The sequence below is a fragment of the Bradyrhizobium sp. Ai1a-2 genome (genome assembly GCF_000426245.1).
In the GTDB taxonomy this organism is placed as follows: Bacteria; Pseudomonadota; Alphaproteobacteria; order Rhizobiales; family Xanthobacteraceae; genus Bradyrhizobium.
Genome location: NZ_AUEZ01000031.1, coordinates 44,224 through 66,312 on the forward strand (window position 1 = coordinate 44,224; position 22,089 = coordinate 66,312).

Consider the following 22,089-nt stretch of genomic DNA (forward strand, 5'->3'; position numbering starts at 1 on the left):
AATCCGATCAATGCATCGACGCCTGATTGCCGCAGTAGACACGTCCGGCGCACGGTGACGTCGGCTGATGGTGGCGGGGTAAGCTGGGCTACTCGCCTGCGCAGGACCCGCTCACCATGATGTGGAAGACGACGTTACCTGCCGTGCGGTTCGATCGGCGAAATCGAGCGACGTCTGGGTCCTTGCGACGCGCACCGACAGGCGGTAAGCGCATTTTTGTCTTTTACTGTCTCGGTAAATAGTTGAAATTGCTAGCATATTCTCTGCCATCCGAGCTCATCATTCGCATCTTACAGCTTGAGCTTTAGGTGGTCGGCGAACCTGCACGTTGTTCTCGCTGGCGCGGCCGCAAATTTTCCGCACCGACGCCGGTCGATGCCTTTCCGTAACACCATTCGCGTACGCTAAGGGTATGGAAGCTTGTGAGCCGGCGACTCCGGCCGACGAGCACCATCTCTCACCGATCGCGCCGTTCGGAAATCCGGGGAACAGGATGATCCTGCTCAGCTATGTCTACCGCTTCGTCTCCAACTTCGTATTCCTGGCGCTGGTCTATTTCAGCCTCAACTTCATGGAAAAATACCAGCACCGCGCGCTGGTCGCGATCCTGCTGCTGATCTACGCGGCGATGCATGCGGCGTCTGCCTTGCGCTCGTTCTATTTCTTCCAGCGCATCGAGCGCCTGGAAGGGGAGGCGCGTCGGCTCGGGACAGCAGTAGTCGAGGGGCCGAGTTCGGCAGCCTCGCGCAAGCAGATCGTCGGCGCCGTCACCGAATTGCGTCATGCCGGCGAGATCAAGTCGTATATCGACCTGCTATTTCTGGCGCTCGTCATCCTGCTTTGCATCGCCAAGATCGTGACGAACTGAGCGCGGGACGTTCTCCGCCGCGGTCTTTAGCGCTTTGCCACGTGAAGCGCGCTTCCGCTCGGCTTTGCCTGCACGGCGTGCTTGGGCGCGCCGCGACCGGTACGGCCTCCTTGCAGGTTCTGATGCGTGGCATGCCGGGGATGCGGCGCTTGACGCGCACTGATCGTGCGGGCTCTTGCTGAAATCGGCCCGATCGCATTGGCGACTTCGGAGGATACTCCGACCCGTTCCGGCCGTTTGGCGGGTGAACGCGATGCCAGCAAGGTCACACGCTCGCCTTCGGGCATCTCGAATACGGAGGCGGCCGGAATCGGCAGGGCCGGGCGGGTGTTCTCGGAGACCCGCAATGGTCCCGGCCACGCCGTCTGCGAGGCGATTGCGGCGCGCGGACGGCGCAGCCGATCGGACAGGCCCGGATCGCGCCAATCCAGATTCGACAGTCCGGGGGCAGGCAGCGCCTGCGTCTGGGCGAACACGAAATTCGGAATCTTCGGCCAGCGCACCGCTGCCACGGTCTCGGTCGGTGGGTGCAACAGCCACTGTACGGGGTCGGTCGGAGTGGCCGGCCGCTCCGGCGTCGCCGGCACGACATGGACGATACGATAGCCGCGCGCCTTCAACTCCTGCAGGATTTTCGGCAGCGCCGCCACGGTGCGGGGCTGGATGTCGTGCAGCAGCAGGATGCCCTTGCCCTTGGCTTCCAGGCGCTGGATCGCGAGATCGTAGACGCGCGACGGAGGGATATGGTGCCAATCGTCGGCGAGGAAATCGGCGCTCCAGCTCTGGATACCCTGCGAGGCGAGATAGTTTTCGACCGCGTCGGCGCGCAGCAGGCCCGGAACGCGGAAGAAGGGCGCAAGCTTGCGCGCGTCACCAAGCGCCGCCACGGTCGAGGCGATGCCGGCATCGACCTCCTGCTTGGCCTGCTCCATCGACATCTTGTTGAAGGTCAGCGGATGGTTCTGGCTGTGCGTGCCGACGGTGTGGCCCGCGGCCACAAGTTTGCGTACGCCTTGCGGATTGGCGTTGGCCTGCCGGCCGATGATGAAGAAGGTCGCCTTCACGCACTGGCTGGCAAGAATGTCGAGCACCTGGTTGCTGTATTTCGGCAGCGGGCCGTCATCAAATGTCAGCACCACTTCGTGATCGTCCAGCGGCAGGGTCTCGGCATATTGCATGGTGCCGATCCGGGGGTGCTCGCGGGGATCGACCACCAGCGTGCGCGAGGTGCCGAGCGCGTCGGGATGGTCGGGACAATCAGCCGCGAGGGCGGACTGGCCGCTCGCGCCGATCAGAACCGCCAGAAAGAGCGCAGTCCCTGATCGCCTCCAAAATCCCGCATTGACGCTAGCGATCATAACACCCCGGCTGCATTCCCTTTGTCCGATGTCGAATCCTTACGTGCGGCGTCATGAATGCCGCCTTAATGGTTTGTAACCTGAAGCCGTCGTTCGGTTCAATGTGTTTGATCCGACACAGTTTTCGGCCCCGGCGGCACGATATGCACGATCCGGTAATTGTGATCGCGCAGATAGCGCAAGAAGGCGGGAAGCATCGCCGCGGTTTGGGTCTTGGGATCGTGCAGGAGGATGATGCCCCGCCCGGCGGCGTTCAGGCGTGTGGTCAGAATCTTCAGCTCTTCCTCTGGCGTCATCTTGTTCCAGTCGCTCGCCCACAGGTCGGCGCCGAACACCGCAATGCCGCGCTTCTCCAGGTTCGCGAGCGTCTCCGGCGACATCTCGAAGAAGGGGAAGCGGAAGAACGGCGTGCTCGGCGTCGTGGTCGCGCGCCCGTGCAGCGCCGTTTCGACCGCGGCGATGCCCTTGTCGATCTCGCCGATGGCGTCCTCCGGCTTCATGTATTTGAGGTTGTGATGCGTCCAGGTGTGATGGCCGATCGTGTGGCCGAGTGCCGCGATCTGGCGGACCAACTCCGGATGCTCGGAAGCCGGCTTTCCGATCATGAAGAAGGTGGCGCGAACACATTCGTTGGCGAGTGCCGCGAGAATCTTCCGGTCGGTTGACGGCCATGGCCCGTCGTCGAACGTCAACACCACTTCGTGATCCTGCAGGGGCAATGTGTCGGGAAAGCTCTTGGTGCCGACACGCGGATAGGTCGCGGGGTCGACGGTCAGAACGCGCGACGTTCCGAGCGCATCCTTGCGCGGGCATTCGGCGGCGGCCTGCGCCGCACCGGTCCCCGCGAGCAGGGCAAGAATGGCTGCACCGAACGTTCTCATAAGCACACCTGTTCTTCGCGGTTGGCGACATTTGGCATTGCGCAGGACGCAGCCGATTGGGTAATGCGTGCGGCGATAACTCAGACGAGTTCCTTCTTTCTGTCAAACGGTGAGGCGCGGCATGGCCGAGAATATCGACGCTGCCAATCCCGCCGAAGCGTCCATCCTCGATCGGATGCCAATGCGGGACGAGGAAGGGCAGCTCCGCCACGAATTTGTCGAGAAGATCGCGAGTGAGATCCACGCAGCCGACCGGCCGTTCCTGTGCGAGGTCGTGGCGGAACTGCATGAGGCGGATCTCGGCGATCTCATCGCGGCGCTCGCGCCGGAAGACCGCGTCAGCCTTGTCGAGATCACCGGCACCGATTTCGACTTCTCGGCACTGAACGAGGTCGACGATGCCGTGCGCGAGGAAATCCTCGAAGAGCTCGAGCCGGAGACCGTCGCGGAAGGCGTCCGCGAGCTGGAATCCGATGACGCGATCCAGCTTCTCGAAGGTCTCGACGAGGAGGACAAGGAGGAGATCCTCGACAGGCTTCCGCCGTCGGAGCGTGCTGAGCTCGAGCGCAACCTGCTGTATCCGGAAAACTCCGCCGGCCGGCGGATGCAGACCGAGTTCATCGCGGTGCCGCCGAACTGGACGGTAGGTCAGACCATCGACTACATGCGCGGCACGGTCGACCTGCCGCACCGCTTCTATGAGATTTACGTGGTCGACAACGACAGGCACTGGCTGGGCGCGGTGCCGCTGGACATACTGCTGCGTTCGCGTCGCCCGGTGCCGCTCGCCGACCTGATCGACGAAGATCGCCGCCGCGTCTCGGCCCTGGAAGACCAGGAGGAGGTCGCGCGGATGTTCGGCAAGTACAATCTGGTGGCAGCGCCCGTGGTCGACACCACGAACCGGCTGGTCGGCGTCATCACCATCGATGACGTCGTCGACGTCATCGAGGAAGAGGCTGACGAAGACTTGAAAGCGCTGGGTGGCGTCACCCGCCACGAAGAGCTGTCAGACAATGTCTGGACGATCGCGCGGGGGCGCTTCAATTGGCTCCTGGTCAATCTCGCTACCGCCTTTCTCGCGTCCTCCGTGCTCGGCCTGTTCGAGGGCCAGCTTGAGAAGATGGTGGCGCTTGCGGTATTGGCGCCCATTGTCGCCAGCCAGGGCGGCAATGCAGCGACCCAGACCATGACCGTCGCGGTGCGCGCGCTGGCCACCCGCGAGCTCGGGTCCTACAACGCCGCTCGCGTGATCCTGCGCGAGATTATGGTTGGTCTGGTCAACGGCCTTGCCTTCGCCGTCATCACCGGCATCGCCGCGGTCGCCTGGTTCAAGATTCCGGGCCTCGGCGTGGTTATCGGGCTCGCCATCGTCTGCAACCTGGTCGCCGGCGCGCTCGGCGGGATTTTGATTCCGATGGTGCTGGAACGGGTGCGCGCCGATCCGGCGGTTGCGTCCGGCACCTTCGTTACCACGATCACGGATGTGGTCGGCTTCTTCTGCTTCCTCGGCATCGCTACTTTGTGGTTCGGCCTGAATTAGCAGCTTGCTAGCGTTAAGCGGCCCTTAAGGCGGTTCGCCCACAATGCAGCTTTCCGGAGCAGGCCATGAAGCGTTTGCGGCTGAAAGCGGATGGGCGGATCGTCGAGCTGCGCGACGGGCAGGAGTTCCCGCTCGCCCCGGAGGCCGCGACCGGGCCGTTCACGGTCCGCGACCTCCGCCGCCGCTCGCATCTGACCCAGCTCGAATTCGCCGCCAAGCTCGGCGTTCCCGTGGAAACGATCCGCAACTGGGAGCAGGGCAAGCGCGCCCCGCGTGGACCGGCGCGGGCGCTTCTGGCGGTCATCGCCCATGCGCCCGAAACGGTATTCGCGGCGCTGGCCACAGAATCCTCTGCAGCCTGATTTGGCAGCGGAGCCGGGGCGGCCCATAATGGGCGTATGAACATCATCGCAGCCAATGGCGCCGGGATCCCGGCGATCGGGCTCGGCACCTGGCAATTGCGCGGACGCACCTGCGCGCGGATCGTCGAGCAGGCGCTCAGGCTCGGCTATCGCCATATCGACACCGCGCAGATGTACGACAATGAGCGCGAGGTCGGCGAGGGGCTGCGCGCGTCCGGCGTGAAGCGCGACGAGGTGTTCATCACGACCAAGGTCTGGACCACCCATTTCAGGCCCAACGACCTGGAGCGTTCGGCCAAGGAAAGCCTGGCACGACTGCGGCTGACCGAAATCGATCTGTTGTTGCTGCACTGGCCGAACCCGCAGGTGCCGCTTGCGGAAACAATGGGCGCGCTGGCGCACGCGAAACAGCTCGGGCTGGCGCGGCATATCGGCGTGTCCAATTTCACGGTCGCCTTGATCGAGCAGGCGGTGGCGGCCTGCCCGGAGCCGCTGGCATGCGATCAGGTCGAGTATCATCCCTATCTCGATCAGGCGAAAGTGAAGGCCGCCTGCGCCCGGCATGGCATGGCGCTGGTCGCCTATAGCCCGATCGCGAAGGGCCGCATCAGGAACGATCGCGCCTTGGCGCGGATCGGCGACCGCTATCGCAAGACGGCGGCCCAGGTCTGCCTGCGCTGGCTGGTGCAGCAGAATGTTGCCGCGATCCCGCGGACATCGAAGCTCGAACGGCTGTCCGAGAACATCAACGTCTTCGATTTCGAATTGTCGGAGGACGACATGAGCCTGATCTCGGCCATGAGCAGCGCCTCGAACCGCCTTACCGATTTCGGCTTTGCGCCGAAATGGGATTGAGACCCCCCTCGGTTGCCCGCTATGCTGCTGAGGGGCAGGGGGCTGTCAAACCTGATCAGTTGCGAATGAACCTGCGGGAGCGCATTCCTGTGGATGTGACGGCGTCGGCGGTTGCGCACCTGTCGGTGCTGGCCCTGGTGCTGCTTTTGTCCGAAGTACATCCGTTCGACACCGTGGCGGCCGACACTGTCCCGGTCGAAATCGTCACGCCACAGGACCTCGAGAAGAAGCCCGAACCGACGCCATCGCCTTCTCCGTCGCCTTCTCCGTCTCCGTCGATTGACCTGTCCGCGCTCCAGCAGCCGGCTGTAAGCACTCCGCCTGCACCGGCGCCGCAGCCGGCAGCGCCGCCGCCCCAGCCCGAGCCCCAGCAGAAGCAGCCGGCACCGGCGGAATCAGGTTCAACTCAACCGCAGCCGACGGCGAAACCGGCGGCCGCGCCGGCCACCCCAGCCTACACGCCGCCCGAGCCTGATCTCTCGATCAAGTATCATGTCCAACTCGGACTGCCGCCGGACCTCCCGCGGATGGCGGCGCCAGCTCCGGCCCCGGCCGCGCGCTACGGTGGCAAGGTCGACGACGATTTCGATGCGCCGGCAGTCAGGGCGGCCGACCTTACCCCGACCGTCGTCACCGAGTTTCGCCGCCATCTCAAGACCTGCTCGAAGCTGCCGGCAGCGCTAAAACCTTCCGACGACGTCAAGGTCACGCTGCGCGTGTTCTTGACGCCGCAAGGGACGCTCGCCGACGAGCCTCTGCTGATCGAGGCGAGCGCATCTGAGAAAGGGCCGGTGCTGATGCGTGGCGCGATGAGTGCACTGGAGGCGTGCCAGCCCTACACGATGCTGCCGGCGGATCGCTATGGCGAGTGGAAGGTCCTCGATCTCAGCTTCACGCCGCAGGATTTCCCTTCGTAGCTGTGCGGTTGCTGACGTCACGATCCGAGTTGGACGGCCCCGCCGTGCTATGGCAAAATAGCGATCCAACTGGACCCCCTGCACATGTTGAAGCTCGTCATCGGTAACAAGAACTATTCGTCATGGTCGATGCGGCCATGGCTGGCGCTGCGCGCCAACAACATCCCGTTCGAGGAAATCTTCATCCCGCTCTACACCGACGTAAAGGCGGACAAGGATCGGATCCTGAGCTTCTCGCGTGCCGGGAAGGTCCCGTCGCTGATCGATGGTGACATCACGGTCTGGGATTCGCTGGCGATCATCGAATACCTCGCCGAGAAATATCCGGAAACAAGGCTCTGGCCCGAGGATCGCGCGGCCCGCGCCCATGCGCGCTCGGTCTCCGCGGAGATGCATTCGGGCTTCATGCCCCTGCGCAATGAATGCGGCATGAACCTGCATCGTCCGATCAAGGCGGTCCCGTTGTCGGACGACGCTCGCGCCAATGTCGCGCGGATCCAGGAGATCTGGGCGGACTGCCATGCGCGCTACGGCAAACAAGGTCCGTTCCTGTTCGGTGCGTTCTCCGGCGCGGATGCGATGTTCGCCCCGGTCGTGCATCGCTTCCGCACCTATGCGATCCCGGTGAAGCCCGAGGCGCAGGCCTATGTCGATGCGATGGCGTCACTGCCGGCGTTCCAGGAATGGACGCGGGACGGGCTTGCCGAGACGCTCGTCATCGAGCGGTTCGAGACCGTCTGACCCGGTCGATCAGTTCGCAGAGGCGCTGGCCCAGCACTTTCTGGCGGCCGTCGATGATGCGTGTCCGGGTGGCAAGCTGCCCACAACGCCTGTTCCGCGGGAACCCGCACTTTTCACCCTTCTCGCGGTGGAATGCGGCCGGTTAGCGGCCTTCTATCGTGCTGAAAAGCCTACAAATTTCGTCCGTTTCCCGTCCCCCGATCCTGCTGGATTTTGAGCCCGCTGCTGTGCTAACTTGACGCGGGGTTCTCAATACGTTGGCCGCTGCTGTGGGACCTTTAAGGCGGCGCGCCGACGATCCAAGAAAATGGAGAGGGCGTTGAAGCATAAGTACTCCGTTGGAGAGACTGTCTATTTCACTGCGAGCAACGTGTCGCGTCCGGCCGCCACCGGGACCTATCAGGTGGTCCGGCTACTTCCGACCGACGGTGACGATTGCCAGTACCGCATCAAGAGCTCGACCGAAGCGTTCGAACGGGTTGCAAAGGAAAGCCAGCTCGTCCTCTCGTGAAGAGAGCTGTGCGCAAGCAACCGTTTGGCGCGGTTCCCTGATGAGGCGTCGTCAAAAGGCCCTGTTCGCAGAACCACTTTGCCGAAGGCTGAATGCCCGAAAGAAGGTATTCGCCTTCGGTAACTGTGCTTTATGCTGCGTTGAGGGACACCGCGCATGAACTTGGTTTCTTCGCTGGATCAGATCTGGCGCTCCGCGACCTTTCCGATGTGGCTGACATTGGCCGCAGCGGGATTTTTTTGCGTTGTCCTGTTGATCACGCTGTTGCGCGCGGAGAAATCCGTGGCCAACGGCGCGCTGACGGTCATCACCTTGCTCGCGATCGCGGTCGCTGCTGCCGCAACCATCCGCGGCTTCGATTCAGGCAGCCGGATTGCCGACGCGCGATCGGTGCAGCCGGTCGTCGCAGCGCCAGCGGCGCTGGCCTGCATCGATGACCTCGCGGGCGATGCCGTGCTGAACGCCTGCGAAAAGGTGTTGTTCGGTTCCGCCGACTCAGCGGCTGCCGCAGTCGCCTATGCAGCTTCCCAAATCACCCGCCTCACGTCGTTGGGCGATATCGCGACCGCCGAGCGCAACACATCGCCAGAACTGCAGGCGCTGCGCCGGGCGATCGAGCGGGACCGCTACGGGCTCATGGCCTATGTGCTGACGGTGCGCGACCATTGCACGCCGGCCTCGTGCGCCGCGTTCAGCTCGCTCGGGACCACCCAGCAGATCACGTCCAATATGGACGAGCACCTCTACGAGAACTTGATCGCCCGCTACGCGCCGTCGTGGAACGCGCCGGCACCTACAGCCGCGGCCGGAGCAGCGATGGCTGGAGCAGGGGGGCTCGGTTCACTGCCGCCATCGGTCCCGACCGGCAAACCTACCAACGCCGAATTTCCGTCGGCCGCCAACACTCCGCCGGTCAGCATCATGACGCCTGAGCCCGCGCTTAAGCCGCCGTCGGCCGCCGCGGCCGCGGCTCCGCCTGCGCCACGGCCAGCGCCGGCGGCCCCGCCAGCACCTCCCGCTGCTGCCAAGAAACAGGCGGTAGCCAAACGTCCGCCGCCACCCGCGCCGGTGCCGATCGCGCCGCCTCCACCGGCATCCACAGCCGCGCCTGCAACTTCGGACGAGTGATCTTTTCAAAGGTCCTGTCGGCGGCTAAAGCGAAACGACCATGCCGCTTCATCTCATCAAGCTCGCCGTCGGTTGCGACTCGGTCAAGGAACTCAAGACCTGGGTTGCCGAACGGATGGCGATCGCAAAGAAAAAGGGCCTGCCGCAGCGTCACGTCCACATCACGCGGATGACGCCGAAACGGGAGGAGGAGATCCTTGCCGGCGGCTCGCTCTATTGGGTGATCCGTGGCGAGATCGCCGCGCGCGAGAAGATCGTCGCGATCGAGCCGTTCCGCGACAAGGACGGCATCGGCCGCTGCCGCATCGTGATGCAGCCCAAGGTGATCACGGTATCGCCGCGTCCGATGCGCCCGTTCCAGGGCTGGCGCTACCTCACCGCCGATGCTGCGCCGCCCGACCTGACGAAATCGGCCGCCTCCGGCGTCGCTGCGATGCCCGAGCCGATGCGGCGCGAACTGCGCGATCTCGGATTGCTGTAACGGCTACGGATGCTGTGCTCCCTCTCTGCTTGCGGGAGAGGTGAAGTGAGTACGCTGACCGATCCCGCCGAGCGTGACACGCTGCCCGGGTTACACCGCGATGTTATCGATCAACCTCGTGGTGCCGAGCCTTGCGGCCACCAGCATCCGCAGCGGGCCGTCCTTGATCGAGGCAATCGGCGCCAGCGTCTCGGCGTGGCGCACCTCGAGATAGTCGAGCTTGAAGCCGGCCTTTTCGATCAGCTCGGCGCCGCCGGCGACAGCCGGCTCGATCGCTTCGCCGGCACGGATGCGGCGGGCGGTTTCCTTCATGACGCGATAGAGCTCCGGCGCGACCCGCCGTTCTTCCGGCGAGAGGTAGACGTTGCGGGAGGACATTGCGAGCCCGTCGCGCTCGCGCACGGTTCTGGAGCCGACCACCTTGACGCCGAGGTCGAGGTCGCGCGCCATCTGGGTCACGACGCGCAACTGCTGAAAGTCCTTTTCGCCGAAGATCGCAAAATCCGGTCGGCACTGCGTGAACAGTTTGCCGACGACCGTGGCGACGCCGCCGAAGAAGTGCGGGCGGAAGCGATCTTCGAGGCCGACGGTGGCGGGCCCCTCCGGCGCGATCCGCGTGGCAAAACCATCCGGGTACATCGTCTTGACGTCGGGATGCCAGATCAGGTCGACCTTCTCGGCGGCGAGCTTTGCGACGTCGTCCTTCCAGGTGCGCGGATAGGAGCCGAAATCCTCTGTCGGAGCAAACTGGGTCGGATTGACGAAGATCGAGACGATGACGCGCCGGGCGCGTCGCTTGGCAAGGCGCACCAGCGACACATGCCCGTCATGGAGAGCTCCCATGGTTGGCACCAGCGCTGTCATCGCCTTTCTGCCGCGTAAAGCCTCAACGGTGCGGCGCAAGGCAGGGACGGTGCGGACGACCATAGGACTTCGCGACATCTGGATTCAATCTCTTGGGCTGGCTCGGGAAGGGTCTGTCAGGGCGAGACAGGCTCGGACTCGCCCGATGCGGTGGGCGCCCGACCATATCAAGGGGAGGGCGTCGACGCCAAGGCGGCAGGCGCGCGCACCTGACCCACTCGGATGATGATAGAAGATTGCGGGCTGACATCTCCTGCGATGGATTCATGATGAAGGAAGACAGTCGGCAGCTCCTTCCTCGCCTGGCGCATTTCGCTTGACCGTCGAAGCGCCCGATTTGAAGATGTCTGGGGGATCGAGTCATGCTGGGACAGGCTGGTCAGGGGCAATCCGGCTCCGCTCATGTGGTGGTGCTCGGCAACGAGAAGGGCGGTTCGGGCAAATCCACCACCGCCCTGCACATCGCCGTCGCCTTGATGAAGGCCGGCCAGCGGGTCGCCACCATCGATCTCGATTGCCGCCAGCAAAGCTTTACCCGCTACGTCAATAACCGGCGCGCCTGGGCGCGGCGTTCCAATCTCGACCTCGAGATCCCCGCGCATCATTGCATCAAGTATGGCGAGACGATGCAGATCGCGGAGAACGAAAACGCCGAGTTCCAGCAGTTCATGGCGGCGATCAGCGCGGTCGAGCGCAAATTCGATTTCATCGTCATCGATACGCCGGGCGCGGACACCTACCTGATGCGGCTTGCGCATTCGATGGCCGACACGCTGGTGACGCCGATCAATGACAGCTTCCTCGACTTCGACGTGCTGGGCACCATCGATCCCGCCACCTATTCGGTGACGGGCGAAAGCCACTACGCCGAAATGGTGCGCGACGTCAGGCGCAAGCGACGGCAGGTGGACGGCGCCACCACCGACTGGATCGTGGTCCGCAACCGCCTTTCGATGCTTGGGTCGCGCAACAAGCAGCTCGTCGCCAACGGCCTGAAGCAGCTGTCGCTGCGGCTCGGTTTCCGCCCGATCGACGGCTTTGCCGAGCGTGTTGTCTACCGCGAGTTCTTCCCGCGCGGCCTGACCGCGCTCGACGACATCGACGAGCAGACGCTCGGCACGCGGCCCAGTATGGGCCACGTCACGGCGCGCGAGGAGGTGACTGGCCTCCTGCGCCAACTGAAGCTGCCGCTGGACGAGCGCGGTCGCCGCCGCGCGGCCAACCGGGCCGAATGGTTCAGCCAGGTCGACAAGCCGCTCGAGGTCCACGACATCATCGCGACTTGAGGGGGCGGCTCACGCCGGCTGCAGGATCGTCATCTTGAACGGGCCGCCATTGGCTGCTGCGTGCGCCACCGCTTCGTTGACCTGGTCAAGGTCGAAGGTGGTCACTTCAAACAAGTCGAGCGGCAGCAGGCCCGCCCGGATCATGCCAACGAGGCCGAGCGTTGCTTCCGGGGGATACATCCACACGCCGTGGATGGTGATGCATTCGCGCATGATCCAGGGGTAGGGCAATTCGAGGCCGGGGCCACCCTGCATCCCGACGCCGCCCATGAGCACCACGCGTCCATAGGGGCGCACCGTCATGATGGCGGCGCGCACTGTTGTTGGACTGACCGAGGGCGGCATCAGGTCGATCACACAGTCGATCGGGCCATCGGCCGCCTCGCGCATGCGTTTGCGATCGTCCTCCTCATTGCCGGATAGCCGGACCGGGCGCACCCTGCGGCCGAAGCGGCGCGCCAGATCGGCCAGCACCGTTTCGTTGCGTCCCGGCGCGACCACGCAGCGCGCGCCCATCGCCAGCGCGACCGCGACGGCGGCGCTGCCGAAATTGCCGGTGGCGCCGCTCACCAGCACCGTTTCCCCCGCCTGCAGTCTTGCTGCCAGGAAGCCGCCATATGGCACGAGGCACGTGCCGAGCGCGCACCAGGCTGGCGCCTCCACCGCATCGATCGTGCCGATGCGCTTGACGTTCTCGGTCGGGACCAGCGTCTGCTCGGCGAACGAACCGTGGCGAAAGTGCCGCTGCAGCCGCAATCCGCCTTCGCCGCGCGCGCTCCAGCCTTGCAGGGTGATGTAGGGCGAGATGGCATCGTCGCGGGAGCGGAAGGTCGGATCACAATAGACCCAATCCCCCACGGCGAGGTGGGTAGCGTCGGGCCCCGCTGCGCGAACCCTTCCGATCGCGCCGGGTCCCGGCACGGCCGGCAACTCCAGGAGATAGTTTCGCTCGCCGCTGAAGACTTCGTTCGCATAGGACAGTACGCGCGTTGCCACGACATCGACCACGACTTCGCCGGTGCCGATCATCGGGTCGGCAACGGTTTCGATTGCGAGCCGGGATCCGAATGATCTCAAAACAGCAGCTTTCATGGCTCTCATCCTGGTTGAGACCGCATCCTCGAAGAGCCTGTCCCTTGCAACAAGACCTGGTATTATCCTGGGATTAAAAGTCCCTCGTTGCGGGAGCAGTCCCATGGCAGATGCCCGGCAAAGCGAACTCGGCGATTTCCTGCGCTCGCGGCGGGAGAAGCTGACGCCAAAGGCTGCAGGCATTTCGATCGGACGGCGCCGTCGGACGCCGGGCTTGCGCCGCGAGGAGGTGGCTGAACTCGCCGGCATTGGCGTCGATTGGTACACGAGGCTCGAGCAGGGCCGCAGCGTCAGCCCGTCGCTGACAACGATCGACGCCTTGGCGCGAGCGCTGCGGCTGACCAAGGCTGAGCACGCGCATCTGCGGGCTTTGATCCGCGACGCCGATCGGCGGCCGTTCATCCCGGAGGCGGTGCCGCCAGCGATCCGGCGCACGGTGGAGAGCTTGAACAAGCCGGCCTATATCACCGGGCGGCGCTGGGACATCCTGGCCTGGAATGACGCCGCAGAACAAACCTTCGGCTTCGGCCGACTTCCGCCGGCCGACCGCAACGTGCTTGTCTGCATGCTGACCAATGAGGCGACGCGGCGTCTGTTCGGCGCCTCATGGGCCGACGAAGCCCGCCGGATGGTGGCCCAGTTTCGCGCAAGTCACGATCTGTGGGCAGGCGATCCCGCCTTTCGCGACCTCCTCGCTCGGCTGCAGCAGGGCTGCGGGGAATTCGCCCAATGGTGGGGGGCGCACGATATCAAAAGCAGCGTGTCGGGCCGCAAAACGCTCAGCCATCCCAGGAAGGGTCGCCTGACCTTCGAATATGCGAGCTTTCAAGCCAATGACGATCCGGCGCTGAAACTCACGATCTACACGGCCGCCTGACCCCCGTGCGACTACGGGGGAGGCCCAAAAATCCGGGAACAAACCTCAAAGTGGGCCGTTTTATTACAAATGTAGTGAGCGCCTGAACGGGAATTTCGTAGGCGCCATCATAAGGTTAGGAGGAATGCCACCAATGCCGCAGCGCGTGTGCGGATGCACAAGAATTAGGTGCGTCGCACAACACTCAGGCGATCAAGACACAACATTTAGACTTCCTGTCACGTCGCTGTGACATATATCATCCAGACGGACCGCAAGAGTCCGGACAAATGGGATATAGCGCCAGAGGCGGGCGCGCCGAGGACGAATATGAAACGTGGAATTACCGTTCTGCTTTCACTTAGCGTGCTTGTGACTGGCGCGTATTTCACCGCCAGCAAGTGGGCCATCCGTCACGAGACACTCAAGTTCTATGACCCGGCGCGGGACAACCGCCTCGTGCCCGTTGACGTGGCTGTGCGCTGGGACAAGGAGATGCAGGCCAACGCCGGCATGATCACGCTGCCGGTGGCGATCCTCAACCACGGCAACACCGTCAAGAACACCGAGTATTCGTTCCTGACCAACATCTTTGCCGCGCGCGGCTATCTGGTGGTCAGCCCGCAGCACGACCTGCCGACGGACCCGCCGATGGTGACCAAGACCGGCGAGATCTATGTCGGCCGCCTGCCGCAGATCCAGCGCGGCGTGGCCAACATCCACTTCGCCATCGACGAGATGAAGAAGGTCCAGCCCAACGCCGACTATGCCAAGGTTACCATGGTCGGACACTCGATGGGCGGCGACATCTCGATGTACTTCGCCAAGCAATATCCCGACGAGATCAAGAAGGTCGTGACGCTGGACAATCTGCGCGTGCCGTTCCTGACCGACGGCAAGTTCAAGATCCTGTCCTTCCGCTCGAAGGACACGCAGTTCAAGCCTGATCCGGGCGTCGTGCCCGATGCCGACGAGTGCGAGAAGTCCGGCATCACTGTGGTGAACACCAACTTCCAGCACAACGACATGCGCGACACCGGTCCGGACCTCGCGAAGAACTCGATCCAGGCGATGCTCGACAAGTTCCTGGTCGATACCGACAGCGAGGTGGCGCCGGTCGACACCAAGAGTGCGCCGCCGAAAATCCTCGAACCCGGGCCGGTCTCGCTCTACGTTCCCGACCCCTCGGCCGACAAGAACGTCAAGAAGACCGAGCAGGACTCCGCCTCGGTGGCGAACTGACGGCCGCCTCCGCGCTCGTCTCACCGACGCAAGCGCATTGACGCTTTCCCAGTCACGGCCCACATAATCCTCGCAGCAAGGGCGAGGATTGATGGCTGCCGAACCGACCAGACCGAAAACCGGGAGCGACATCGCTGCGCAAGAGGCCGAGGCCCGCAAGTCCGGTCGCTTGCCGGAAGCATCTCCATCGAGCTCCGAGGATATCGCAGCCTTTGTCGCCAAGGCGCGCACGATGTCGTCGCATCACGGCGGCGGGCGGGGACGGCTGATTTTCGCACTCGATGCCACGATGAGCCGGCAGCCGACCTGGGACATGGCCTGCGCGCTGCAGGCCGACATGTTTCGCGAGGCTGCCTCCCTGGGGAGTCTCGACATCCGCCTGGTCTATTACCGCGGCTTCAACGAATGCCGGGCGACTGCATGGATTTCCGACAGCACCCAACTTGCCAGACTGATGGGTAAGATCAATTGCCAGGGCGGCAATACCCAGATCGGCAAGGTGTTGTCCGAAACGCGCCGCGAGGCGGTCGCCTCCGGCGTGCGGGCCGTGGTGTTCGTCGGCGACGCCATGGAGGAGTCGGTCGATGATCTCTGCGCCAAGGCCGGCGAACTCGGACTGCTCAAGGTCCCCGTCTTCACGTTCCAGGAAGGCGGCGATGTCACCGCCGAACGGGCTTTCCGCGAGATTGCGCGGCTGACCGGTGGCGCCTATTGCCGCTTCGATCCCGGTGCTGCGGCGCAATTGCGTGAGCTGCTGCGTGCGGCTGCGGCCTACGCGGCTGGCGGCCGTGAGGCGCTGCTGCAGTTGTCGAAAACCGCAAGCGGCGCAGCCAAGTTGATTGGCCAGATGAAGTGACCGCACCTCGGCTCTGCCTACGAGGTGGCCGCCTTCGCCACCGCATTGACGCCTGCGTCAGAAGCAGGGTCGCGATGCTTTTCCAATCCACTGCGATTATATTGCGCCCATGCCAACCCTGATCGCCGGCGTCGTTGCCGTTGTCTCGCTTTATCTCCTGCTGCAGATGTTTCGGGCCGCCAACCCGGCGGTGCTGGCGCGCGCAATCAAGATCATCGGCGGCGTGTTGTCGCTTGCGGTCGCCGCCTATACCGGCATCAAGGGGGAGCTTGCGGTGGCGATCCCGCTCGGGATTTTTGGTGCCGGCCTGCTCGGGTGGTCGCCGAACGTGCTCGGCAACTTCGGCAGCATCTTCGGCGGCGCGCAGCGCTCCGCTGGACAGAGTTCGCGCGTGCGCTCGAAATATCTCGACATGAGCCTCGACCACGACACTGGCGCGCTGTCAGGCCGGATCGTGGAAGGACCGAATGCCGGCCGTTCGCTCGACGAGTTCGACCTTCCGGGATTGCTGGCAATGGCCGCCGGCTTCGACGCCGAGAGCGCCACCTTACTTGAAAGCTATCTGGACCGCCGGTTTCCCGCTTGGCGTCAGGACGCGCAGGGCAACGGGGCAGGGGGGCAGCGTCGCGCGGCGCCTGGCGGCAAAATGACGGAAGAGGAGGCCTACCAGGTCCTTGGCCTGCAGCCGGGTGCGTCGCGTGACGAGATCAGCCGGGCGCACCGCACCCTGATGAAGAAACTGCATCCCGACCAAGGGGGGTCGACGTACCTCGCTGCCCGTGTAAACGAGGCCAAGGATACCTTGCTTCGCACGCATTCTAGCTAACTCCGGCGACGCTACCAAACGCTACAAACCGAGAGTTGCTCCTGCTTTTCTGTGCTGACGTCCCGTCTCGCCCGCCATTGTCCGGCGTGGTCGATCACCTGTTCTCGAAAGCTTAACCCTAAATCCTTGCCGAGAGGTTTCGCGAGGGAACAAGTGGCCGACACAAGAAAGCCGGCGCTGTTGTGCGCCGGCTTTGCGATTCAGGTCGATCGGTGGATCAGTTGCGGATGGTGATGCAGGAGATGTCGGCGCGTTTCAGCGTCCGGCACGCCGCCTCGGCCTGCTCGCGCTCAAGGCCGGCAAAGCGGGCGCGATAAAGCTTGCGGTTATCCTTGCCGACGACCGTCTCGGTGAAGGGATCGGCCTTGCCAAGGAGGCCGCGCGACTGGTTGCGCGCAAGATCGATGCGCTGGCGCGCCTCGTCCTCGCTTTCGAGCGCACCGACCTGGATGATCCAGCCGGTATGCATGGCGGGCTGGTTGGGCTTGGCGACTGGCTGCACCGCTTGCGGCTGGACCGAGGCGACCGTTTGCGGCGCCGAGGCGGGCTGCTGCAGGCTCGACGCGGGCAACACGCCGAGGATGCCATTGCCGGTACCGAACCCAGCGGGCTGCGGCGGCATTTCGGTCCCGGCGGGCCTGGCGGGTTCGGTCTTGGCCACGTCGGTCTTGGCGACGTCGGCGCTCGCCACGACGGCGTTCGAGGTTTCGGCCACTTCCGGACGGGCCGGGATCGCGTTGGTGATCGGCGGCGCCGGCTGAGACGGCGCGGCAGAGGCGAGTTTGGTGCCGCCAGCCTTGACCTGAACCGTCTTCACCTTGACCGGCTTCATCGGCTCGGCAGAGCCGGGAATGATCGCCATGGGCTGGCTCTGGATCACACCGTTGGTCAGGGGTGCGGGTTCGGACTTGAACTCAGGCCTGGCCGCTGGCTCCGCCTTCGCCGGCGGCGGGGGAAGGGCGGCGGCTGCTGCGGCCATCAGCGATGCCTTTGCGGCCGGGCGCGGCGCGGCCGGCGTGAGCGCTGCCACGGCAGGCTCGGCGGAGGCGGCGGCGCTGGAAGTGACCTGCGCCGGCTGGTCGTTGCCGCGCGGCGCCGTATCAGCTTCCGCGACATTGGTATCCGCGACATTCTTCTCGCTGATGGCGGCGGCGGTGCGGACGGTTGCGCCCTTTTCGAGGTTCTCGGCGAGCAGGCCGCGCATGATGGCGTCGCGCGAGCCGCCGCTGCGACCACCCAACACCACGCCGACCAGATGGCGGTTGCCGCGGCGCAATGAGCTGACGAGATTGAAGCCGGAGGCGCGGGTGTAGCCGGTCTTGATCCCGTCGATGCCCTCGACCTTGCCGAGCAGATGATTGTGATTGCGGATCGACTGTCCGCGATAATTGAACACGGTGGTCGAAAAGTACCGATAGTAGCGCGGGAACCGATCCTGGATCGCACGGCCGAGGGTCGCCTGGTCTCGGGCGGTCGTCACCTGCTCATCATTGGGCAGACCCGAAGCGTTGCGGTAGAGCGTCTTGCTCATGCCGAGCGAACGGGCTTTCCGCGTCATCATCTTGGCGAAGTCGTCTTCATCGCCGCCAATGGCTTCGGCGATCACGACGGCCGCGTCATTCGCGGAACGCGTCACCAGACCCTTGATGGCGTCTTCGACCTTGATGCTCTGGCCGGGCCGCAGGCCAAGCTTGGTGGGAGACTGCTCCGAAGCGTGCTCCGAGACCTGCATCTCCGTATCCAGCTTCATCCGCCCGGTCTCGAGGCGCTCGAACAGCAGATAAAGCGTCATGATCTTCGTCAGCGAGGCCGGGTGACGAAGGCCATCGGGATTGTTGGATGCCAGCACCGAGCCGGAATTGCCGTCGACGATGATGGAGGAGAATTGGGGGCTATAGCTGTCGCGATCCACCTGATGAGAGCGCACCTGGTGCCGGTGGCGCGAGCGACGCGCCTCGGCGCTCTCGCTTGAGATCAGGATCACTGTTGTGAAGGTGATGAGCCCGAGAACGCCAACTCGCAATACGCGCGAGGAAGCTGAGGTTGTACGAAGCATTTACTTCCCCGTCCCAATTTCTATCTTGATCACCGGCCGGTGGGGCGAAATTGTGCCCGACGGCCGCTGAGATCCCCCTGTCCGACGATAGCTTCCGGAAAACAGGGCTCCGGCTGCCCCGGCAGGCCAGGGTCGCTGTTCTGGCTAGGATGCTGTTCACAAACAGTTTTTCAGGCTGTCTGTGGGAAGATGAACCCGTCCGGGAATCAAGGTTAGGCCTCCCGAGTTTCTAAAGGCTTAATTAAGCGTTGCGTAGAGACCCGGGGTTTTCAGCAAATACGAAGATTTTGTGCAATGCACAATATCCTTGACTTGATTGTGCCCCGCACTAGTTTGACCGCGCGTTTGGGGTGTCGGCTCGCCGATCATGGGTTTGCGCAAACAAGGTCTTGGGAAAGGATTCCAATGGTGAAGGTTGAAGACATTCAAAATTACGGAAAAGAGCAGCTCGAGTCGATCACGGCTTCCGCGAGCAATTTGCAGAACGGCGTCCAGGCGATCGCGACCGCCTATGGCGACTACGCGAAGAAGTCATTCGAGGACACCAAGTCGTTTGTGGAAAAGCTGTCCGGCGTGAAGTCGCTCGATAAGGCGCTGGAAGCCCAGACCGAGTATGCCCGCTCGGCCTATGAGACCTTCGTTGCGGAATCGCAGAAGATCGCCGGCCTCTACAGCGACTGCGCCAAGCAGACCTTCAAGCCGTTCGAAGGCCTGGTCGCCAAATTCAGCCCGGCGCACTGAGAAGTTCAGTCAGCGCCAGCTTCCGGAAAAGCAAAAGCCCGGCCGTCACGGCCGGGCTTTTTTCTTGGTCGGGCAATCGGATTATTTTGCGACCCGCAGCTTGGAGATCTGCGTGAGGATGTTCTTGAATGCAGTCGAAGTCTCGTCGGGGTCCGTGATCATCTGGAAGCTGCCGTTCGGGGTGGTCACGCAATCCTGCAGCACCTGCGATTTCGGGTCTGCGTTGTTGATGTTGACCTGAATCGTGAACACCGTGACAGGGTTGGTCGCGTCGTTCTTGATGTGCTGGCAGAGGAGCTCCTGACGGTCGTCAATGCTCGACTGGGACGTGCTCCAGCGGTTTTGGGTGTTCAATCCGTCGGACAGCAGGACGATGTAGTCCTTGTAGATGTAGGTGCTCTCTTTCGCCTTCGCCGCGATAGGGCCATTCGTCGTGCTGAGGGACTGCCATCCCCATGCCAACCCTACGGCCTGATTGGTATTGCCGCTCGGCTTCATTGCGGTGATCTGGTCCTTGAGTGTCTGCCACTGATTGCTCATCGGCGTTATCGTGGCGGGAAGGCAATCGGACCACTGTTCCGCGTAGAACCGCTTCGACGGTGTCCCGTCATTGAAGGCTGATCCCGGATCGATGTTCCACGTGTCGTTGTCCTTGTCGCGATCGTTGATGCAGCCGGTCCAGGTGGCGTGCGCCGGCCTTGCTGCAGCCGTCGCGGGGGTGTCGTCACCACGCCAGAAGTGACATACTTTGCTCGAGCCCGTGCCGTTGCAGGAACATCTGTCTGAATTCAACGATCCGCAACTTGCGCTTGAGCCCGTGACGGTCGTGTAGCACCCATTGTAATAGATGTTGGTCTTCCCGGCGATTTTCTTGCCACCATCGAGGCCGGGGCAGATGTAGCCCGCGTACGTGCCAGTCGAAGGTATCTTGCTCGTGCTCCTGGCCCCGCTCAACGTCGCGGGCCGGTCCATGCAAACAAAGCCCTGATTGTTGTTTGTGAAGGGGCAATCCGATCCGGCTACAGCCTTTTTGAAGGCGGAATTAGCATTGGTGGTTTTGTCGTTTAAGGTGGGCGGCTCAGCTTCCCATTCCGCCCAGTTGATCCACGACGCATCGACGTAGTTGGTTCCGACGTTGACGTCCTTCGCGAACGGGATGATGGAAATATAGACGTCGCCTTCCTGCTTGTTGTAGGTGGACAACGTATCGATCATGTTCGTGGCGGCTTTTTGCAAGGCCGCCATCTTGCCGTTCTGGGCCATCGATCCGGTGTTATCGAGCACCATCGCCACGCGCATCCGCGTATTGCCCCAGGCGGCAGTCGAACTGGTCCCGAAGTTCAGGGTCGGTAAGCCGGCCATTTTTAGGAAATCCGTTGGCAGGGTACCAGAAGCGGTCACCTGGACCTTCGCTATCCCGCTGCTGTCTTTCGGCGTGTAGCTGGCCTGGATGCTGTTGGCTGCGACCGTGCCGGATTTGTCGGTGTAGAGGGACGCGAAGTAGGTCTTTGCCCGCGCTTCGATGTCTGAGGTTGTGATGGTTCCGTTGGTGAGGTCCTTGGACAACATCAGCGCCGTCGAATCGAGCGCCGCCTGCATCGATGAGCGGGCGGCGTTGACGCGGGAGTAGTCGATCGCGGCACCGACGAAGCTGATGATCGGAACCGAAGCCAAGGCAAAAATTACCGCTATATTCCCTTGATCCGCGCTGGCGAACCGGCGTGCCGCCGTGCGAAGGCGGTCGAAAATGGCTGTGACGGGCATGGCGCTCACCGTAAAATCTGGTTGGTGCCGCCATTTCTCAATGCGCCGCTAAATAGGTGGTAAACCGGTCCTCGTAAAAACGGGTCAAAGCCAAGGCAAAGGCCAAATGACGGGGACGAAAGCGGACCTATTGTCAACGGTCGCTAAACGAGTGGTCGGCTTCCTTTGTCAAACTCGCCAGAAACGATTAACCTTGGCGCGAGCACCGAGACCCGGGAGTCGGGCCGGCCGGTCCCACGTGAGCCAGGCATCTGCGCTTGCGGCGGGACAAGGCCGGGCCCATATTGCGTTTTGCCGACCCAGCAAAGGATCGGACCGGGAAACGGCGATCTCTTGAGCGTGCTGGAAGTTCCGTGACGGCTGTCTTCGGCGTTGCGCAACCTCCAAGTGCGTTGCGTGTTTCCTTTGGGGATGTCGAACGCCTGAGCCATGTCGCAGACAATTTTCGTAACCAATTCGCCCGTATCGGCGCTTGCCGCATCATCAGCGCCCCGGATGAGCAATGACGAGGGCCGTAGCGGGGGGACCAGCGGTCCGTCCACTTCGGTCATCACCAAGGTCAAGCCGAAGACCAAGCGTCCCAATCTGTACCGCGTCCTGATCTTGAACGACGACTACACGCCGATGGAGTTCGTCGTCCATGTATTAGAGAAGTTCTTCAACAAGGACGCGGAAGCAGCGACCAAGATAATGCTACACGTCCACCACCATGGTATCGGGGAGTGTGGCGTTTTCACCTATGAGATCGCCGAAACCAAGGTGACCCAGGTGATGGATTTTGCGCGGAAGCATCAGCATCCGCTGCAATGTGTGATGGAAAAGAAGTAACGCGGGCCCAGCGTCGAGACGACCCGCCCACGA

22 protein-coding genes are annotated in these 22,089 nt (G+C 63.3%); 16 read left to right on the forward strand and 6 right to left on the reverse strand.

Annotation, left to right across the window (positions count from 1 at the left end; all coding sequences use genetic code 11):
- Positions 1–493 precede the first annotated feature (493 nt).
- Complete coding sequence (locus tag K288_RS0120220; protein WP_027581195.1) at positions 494–868, forward strand: hypothetical protein; 375 nt, start codon at positions 494–496, stop codon at positions 866–868.
- Positions 869–894: 26 nt separating this feature from the next.
- On the opposite strand, the gene K288_RS46070 is transcribed toward K288_RS0120220, so the two are convergent.
- Positions 895–2,226, reverse strand: a complete 1,332-nt coding sequence (locus K288_RS46070; RefSeq protein WP_043160290.1) for a polysaccharide deacetylase family protein — start codon at positions 2,224–2,226, stop codon at positions 895–897.
- A 98-nt stretch (positions 2,227–2,324) separates the two neighbouring features.
- Positions 2,325–3,107, reverse strand: coding sequence for a polysaccharide deacetylase family protein (locus K288_RS0120230; protein ID WP_043160291.1), 783 nt, complete (start codon positions 3,105–3,107; stop codon positions 2,325–2,327).
- Between the two features lie 121 nt (positions 3,108–3,228).
- Here K288_RS0120230 and mgtE point away from each other — a divergent pair, with 121 nt between their 5' ends.
- From mgtE to K288_RS0120270, 8 genes are all read left to right on the forward strand, one after another.
- Positions 3,229–4,650, forward strand: coding sequence for a magnesium transporter (gene mgtE, locus K288_RS0120235; protein WP_027581197.1), 1,422 nt, complete (start codon positions 3,229–3,231; stop codon positions 4,648–4,650).
- A gap of 65 nt (positions 4,651–4,715) precedes the next feature.
- Positions 4,716–5,012, forward strand: coding sequence for a helix-turn-helix domain-containing protein (locus K288_RS0120240; RefSeq protein ID WP_027581198.1), 297 nt, complete (start codon positions 4,716–4,718; stop codon positions 5,010–5,012).
- Between the two features lie 36 nt (positions 5,013–5,048).
- Entirely contained in the window at positions 5,049–5,867 is an 819-nt protein-coding gene (locus tag K288_RS0120245; protein WP_027581199.1) for an aldo/keto reductase, read from the forward strand.
- A gap of 89 nt (positions 5,868–5,956) precedes the next feature.
- Positions 5,957–6,784, forward strand: a complete 828-nt coding sequence (locus K288_RS0120250) for a hypothetical protein (protein ID WP_244443187.1) — start codon at positions 5,957–5,959, stop codon at positions 6,782–6,784.
- An 84-nt stretch (positions 6,785–6,868) separates the two neighbouring features.
- Positions 6,869–7,525, forward strand: coding sequence for a glutathione S-transferase family protein (locus K288_RS0120255; protein ID WP_027581201.1), 657 nt, complete (start codon positions 6,869–6,871; stop codon positions 7,523–7,525).
- A 307-nt stretch (positions 7,526–7,832) separates the two neighbouring features.
- Positions 7,833–8,036 (forward strand): hypothetical protein, encoded by a 204-nt coding sequence (locus K288_RS0120260; protein WP_152535602.1) that lies wholly within the window; start codon positions 7,833–7,835, stop codon positions 8,034–8,036.
- 156 nt (positions 8,037–8,192) lie between these two features.
- Positions 8,193–9,164, forward strand: a complete 972-nt coding sequence (locus K288_RS0120265) for a hypothetical protein (RefSeq protein WP_027581203.1) — start codon at positions 8,193–8,195, stop codon at positions 9,162–9,164.
- Positions 9,165–9,204: 40 nt separating this feature from the next.
- Positions 9,205–9,645, forward strand: coding sequence for a DUF1489 domain-containing protein (locus K288_RS0120270; RefSeq protein WP_027581204.1), 441 nt, complete (start codon positions 9,205–9,207; stop codon positions 9,643–9,645).
- Between the two features lie 90 nt (positions 9,646–9,735).
- Here K288_RS0120270 and panC read toward each other — a convergent pair whose 3' ends face one another.
- The gene (gene panC, locus K288_RS0120275; RefSeq protein ID WP_027581205.1) at positions 9,736–10,587 is read right to left on the reverse strand and encodes a pantoate--beta-alanine ligase; all 852 of its coding nucleotides are present in this window, start codon (positions 10,585–10,587) and stop codon (positions 9,736–9,738) included.
- 284 nt (positions 10,588–10,871) lie between these two features.
- On the opposite strand from panC, the gene K288_RS0120280 reads away from it, so the two are divergent.
- Positions 10,872–11,795, forward strand: a complete 924-nt coding sequence (locus K288_RS0120280; RefSeq protein ID WP_027581206.1) for a division plane positioning ATPase MipZ — start codon at positions 10,872–10,874, stop codon at positions 11,793–11,795.
- Between the two features lie 9 nt (positions 11,796–11,804).
- On the opposite strand, the gene K288_RS0120285 is transcribed toward K288_RS0120280, so the two are convergent.
- Positions 11,805–12,887 (reverse strand): zinc-binding dehydrogenase, encoded by a 1,083-nt coding sequence (locus K288_RS0120285; protein WP_027581207.1) that lies wholly within the window; start codon positions 12,885–12,887, stop codon positions 11,805–11,807.
- A 103-nt stretch (positions 12,888–12,990) separates the two neighbouring features.
- Between K288_RS0120285 and K288_RS0120290 the strand changes: the two genes are divergently transcribed.
- From K288_RS0120290 to K288_RS0120305, 4 genes are all read left to right on the forward strand, one after another.
- Positions 12,991–13,764, forward strand: a complete 774-nt coding sequence (locus K288_RS0120290) for a helix-turn-helix transcriptional regulator (RefSeq protein ID WP_027581208.1) — start codon at positions 12,991–12,993, stop codon at positions 13,762–13,764.
- Positions 13,765–14,073: 309 nt separating this feature from the next.
- Positions 14,074–14,985, forward strand: a complete 912-nt coding sequence (locus K288_RS46075; RefSeq protein ID WP_051334639.1) for an alpha/beta fold hydrolase — start codon at positions 14,074–14,076, stop codon at positions 14,983–14,985.
- 91 nt (positions 14,986–15,076) lie between these two features.
- Positions 15,077–15,841 carry a hypothetical protein gene (locus K288_RS0120300; RefSeq protein ID WP_027581209.1) on the forward strand — a complete coding sequence of 255 codons (765 nt, stop codon included), beginning with the start codon at positions 15,077–15,079 and terminating at the stop codon, positions 15,839–15,841.
- Positions 15,842–15,950: 109 nt separating this feature from the next.
- Positions 15,951–16,667: a DnaJ domain-containing protein gene (locus tag K288_RS0120305; RefSeq protein ID WP_027581210.1), complete on the forward strand. Its 717-nt coding sequence runs from the start codon at positions 15,951–15,953 to the stop codon at positions 16,665–16,667.
- Positions 16,668–16,884: 217 nt separating this feature from the next.
- Here K288_RS0120305 and K288_RS0120310 read toward each other — a convergent pair whose 3' ends face one another.
- The gene (locus K288_RS0120310) at positions 16,885–18,723 is read right to left on the reverse strand and encodes a serine hydrolase (protein ID WP_027581211.1); all 1,839 of its coding nucleotides are present in this window, start codon (positions 18,721–18,723) and stop codon (positions 16,885–16,887) included.
- A gap of 405 nt (positions 18,724–19,128) precedes the next feature.
- On the opposite strand from K288_RS0120310, the gene K288_RS0120315 reads away from it, so the two are divergent.
- A complete protein-coding gene (locus K288_RS0120315) occupies positions 19,129–19,464 on the forward strand; it encodes a phasin family protein (protein WP_027581212.1) in 336 nt (111 codons plus the stop codon).
- Between the two features lie 81 nt (positions 19,465–19,545).
- Here K288_RS0120315 and K288_RS0120320 read toward each other — a convergent pair whose 3' ends face one another.
- Positions 19,546–21,228: a TadE/TadG family type IV pilus assembly protein gene (locus K288_RS0120320; RefSeq protein ID WP_027581213.1), complete on the reverse strand. Its 1,683-nt coding sequence runs from the start codon at positions 21,226–21,228 to the stop codon at positions 19,546–19,548.
- Positions 21,229–21,723: 495 nt separating this feature from the next.
- On the opposite strand from K288_RS0120320, the gene clpS reads away from it, so the two are divergent.
- The gene (gene clpS / locus K288_RS0120325) at positions 21,724–22,056 is read left to right on the forward strand and encodes an ATP-dependent Clp protease adapter ClpS (protein ID WP_027581214.1); all 333 of its coding nucleotides are present in this window, start codon (positions 21,724–21,726) and stop codon (positions 22,054–22,056) included.
- Positions 22,057–22,089: the final 33 nt, after the last annotated feature.

What these genes read in the sequence shown, in the direction of transcription:
- K288_RS0120220 (WP_027581195.1), top strand. Translation starts at nt 494, where the DNA reads ATGATCCTGCTCAGCTATGTCTACCGCTTCGTCTCCAACTTCGTATTC.
- K288_RS46070 (WP_043160290.1), bottom strand. Translation starts at nt 2,226, where the DNA reads ATGATCGCTAGCGTCAATGCGGGATTTTGGAGGCGATCAGGGACTGCG.
- K288_RS0120230 (WP_043160291.1), bottom strand. Translation starts at nt 3,107, where the DNA reads ATGAGAACGTTCGGTGCAGCCATTCTTGCCCTGCTCGCGGGGACCGGT.
- mgtE (WP_027581197.1), top strand. Translation starts at nt 3,229, where the DNA reads ATGGCCGAGAATATCGACGCTGCCAATCCCGCCGAAGCGTCCATCCTC.
- K288_RS0120240 (WP_027581198.1), top strand. Translation starts at nt 4,716, where the DNA reads ATGAAGCGTTTGCGGCTGAAAGCGGATGGGCGGATCGTCGAGCTGCGC.
- K288_RS0120245 (WP_027581199.1), top strand. Translation starts at nt 5,049, where the DNA reads ATGAACATCATCGCAGCCAATGGCGCCGGGATCCCGGCGATCGGGCTC.
- K288_RS0120255 (WP_027581201.1), top strand. Translation starts at nt 6,869, where the DNA reads ATGTTGAAGCTCGTCATCGGTAACAAGAACTATTCGTCATGGTCGATG.
- K288_RS0120260 (WP_152535602.1), top strand. Translation starts at nt 7,833, where the DNA reads ATGGAGAGGGCGTTGAAGCATAAGTACTCCGTTGGAGAGACTGTCTAT.
- K288_RS0120265 (WP_027581203.1), top strand. Translation starts at nt 8,193, where the DNA reads ATGAACTTGGTTTCTTCGCTGGATCAGATCTGGCGCTCCGCGACCTTT.
- K288_RS0120270 (WP_027581204.1), top strand. Translation starts at nt 9,205, where the DNA reads ATGCCGCTTCATCTCATCAAGCTCGCCGTCGGTTGCGACTCGGTCAAG.
- panC (WP_027581205.1), bottom strand. Translation starts at nt 10,587, where the DNA reads ATGTCGCGAAGTCCTATGGTCGTCCGCACCGTCCCTGCCTTGCGCCGC.
- K288_RS0120280 (WP_027581206.1), top strand. Translation starts at nt 10,872, where the DNA reads ATGCTGGGACAGGCTGGTCAGGGGCAATCCGGCTCCGCTCATGTGGTG.
- K288_RS0120285 (WP_027581207.1), bottom strand. Translation starts at nt 12,887, where the DNA reads ATGAAAGCTGCTGTTTTGAGATCATTCGGATCCCGGCTCGCAATCGAA.
- K288_RS0120290 (WP_027581208.1), top strand. Translation starts at nt 12,991, where the DNA reads ATGGCAGATGCCCGGCAAAGCGAACTCGGCGATTTCCTGCGCTCGCGG.
- K288_RS46075 (WP_051334639.1), top strand. Translation starts at nt 14,074, where the DNA reads ATGAAACGTGGAATTACCGTTCTGCTTTCACTTAGCGTGCTTGTGACT.
- K288_RS0120300 (WP_027581209.1), top strand. Translation starts at nt 15,077, where the DNA reads ATGGCTGCCGAACCGACCAGACCGAAAACCGGGAGCGACATCGCTGCG.
- K288_RS0120305 (WP_027581210.1), top strand. Translation starts at nt 15,951, where the DNA reads ATGCCAACCCTGATCGCCGGCGTCGTTGCCGTTGTCTCGCTTTATCTC.
- K288_RS0120310 (WP_027581211.1), bottom strand. Translation starts at nt 18,723, where the DNA reads ATGCTTCGTACAACCTCAGCTTCCTCGCGCGTATTGCGAGTTGGCGTT.
- K288_RS0120315 (WP_027581212.1), top strand. Translation starts at nt 19,129, where the DNA reads ATGGTGAAGGTTGAAGACATTCAAAATTACGGAAAAGAGCAGCTCGAG.
- K288_RS0120320 (WP_027581213.1), bottom strand. Translation starts at nt 21,228, where the DNA reads ATGCCCGTCACAGCCATTTTCGACCGCCTTCGCACGGCGGCACGCCGG.
- clpS (WP_027581214.1), top strand. Translation starts at nt 21,724, where the DNA reads ATGAGCAATGACGAGGGCCGTAGCGGGGGGACCAGCGGTCCGTCCACT.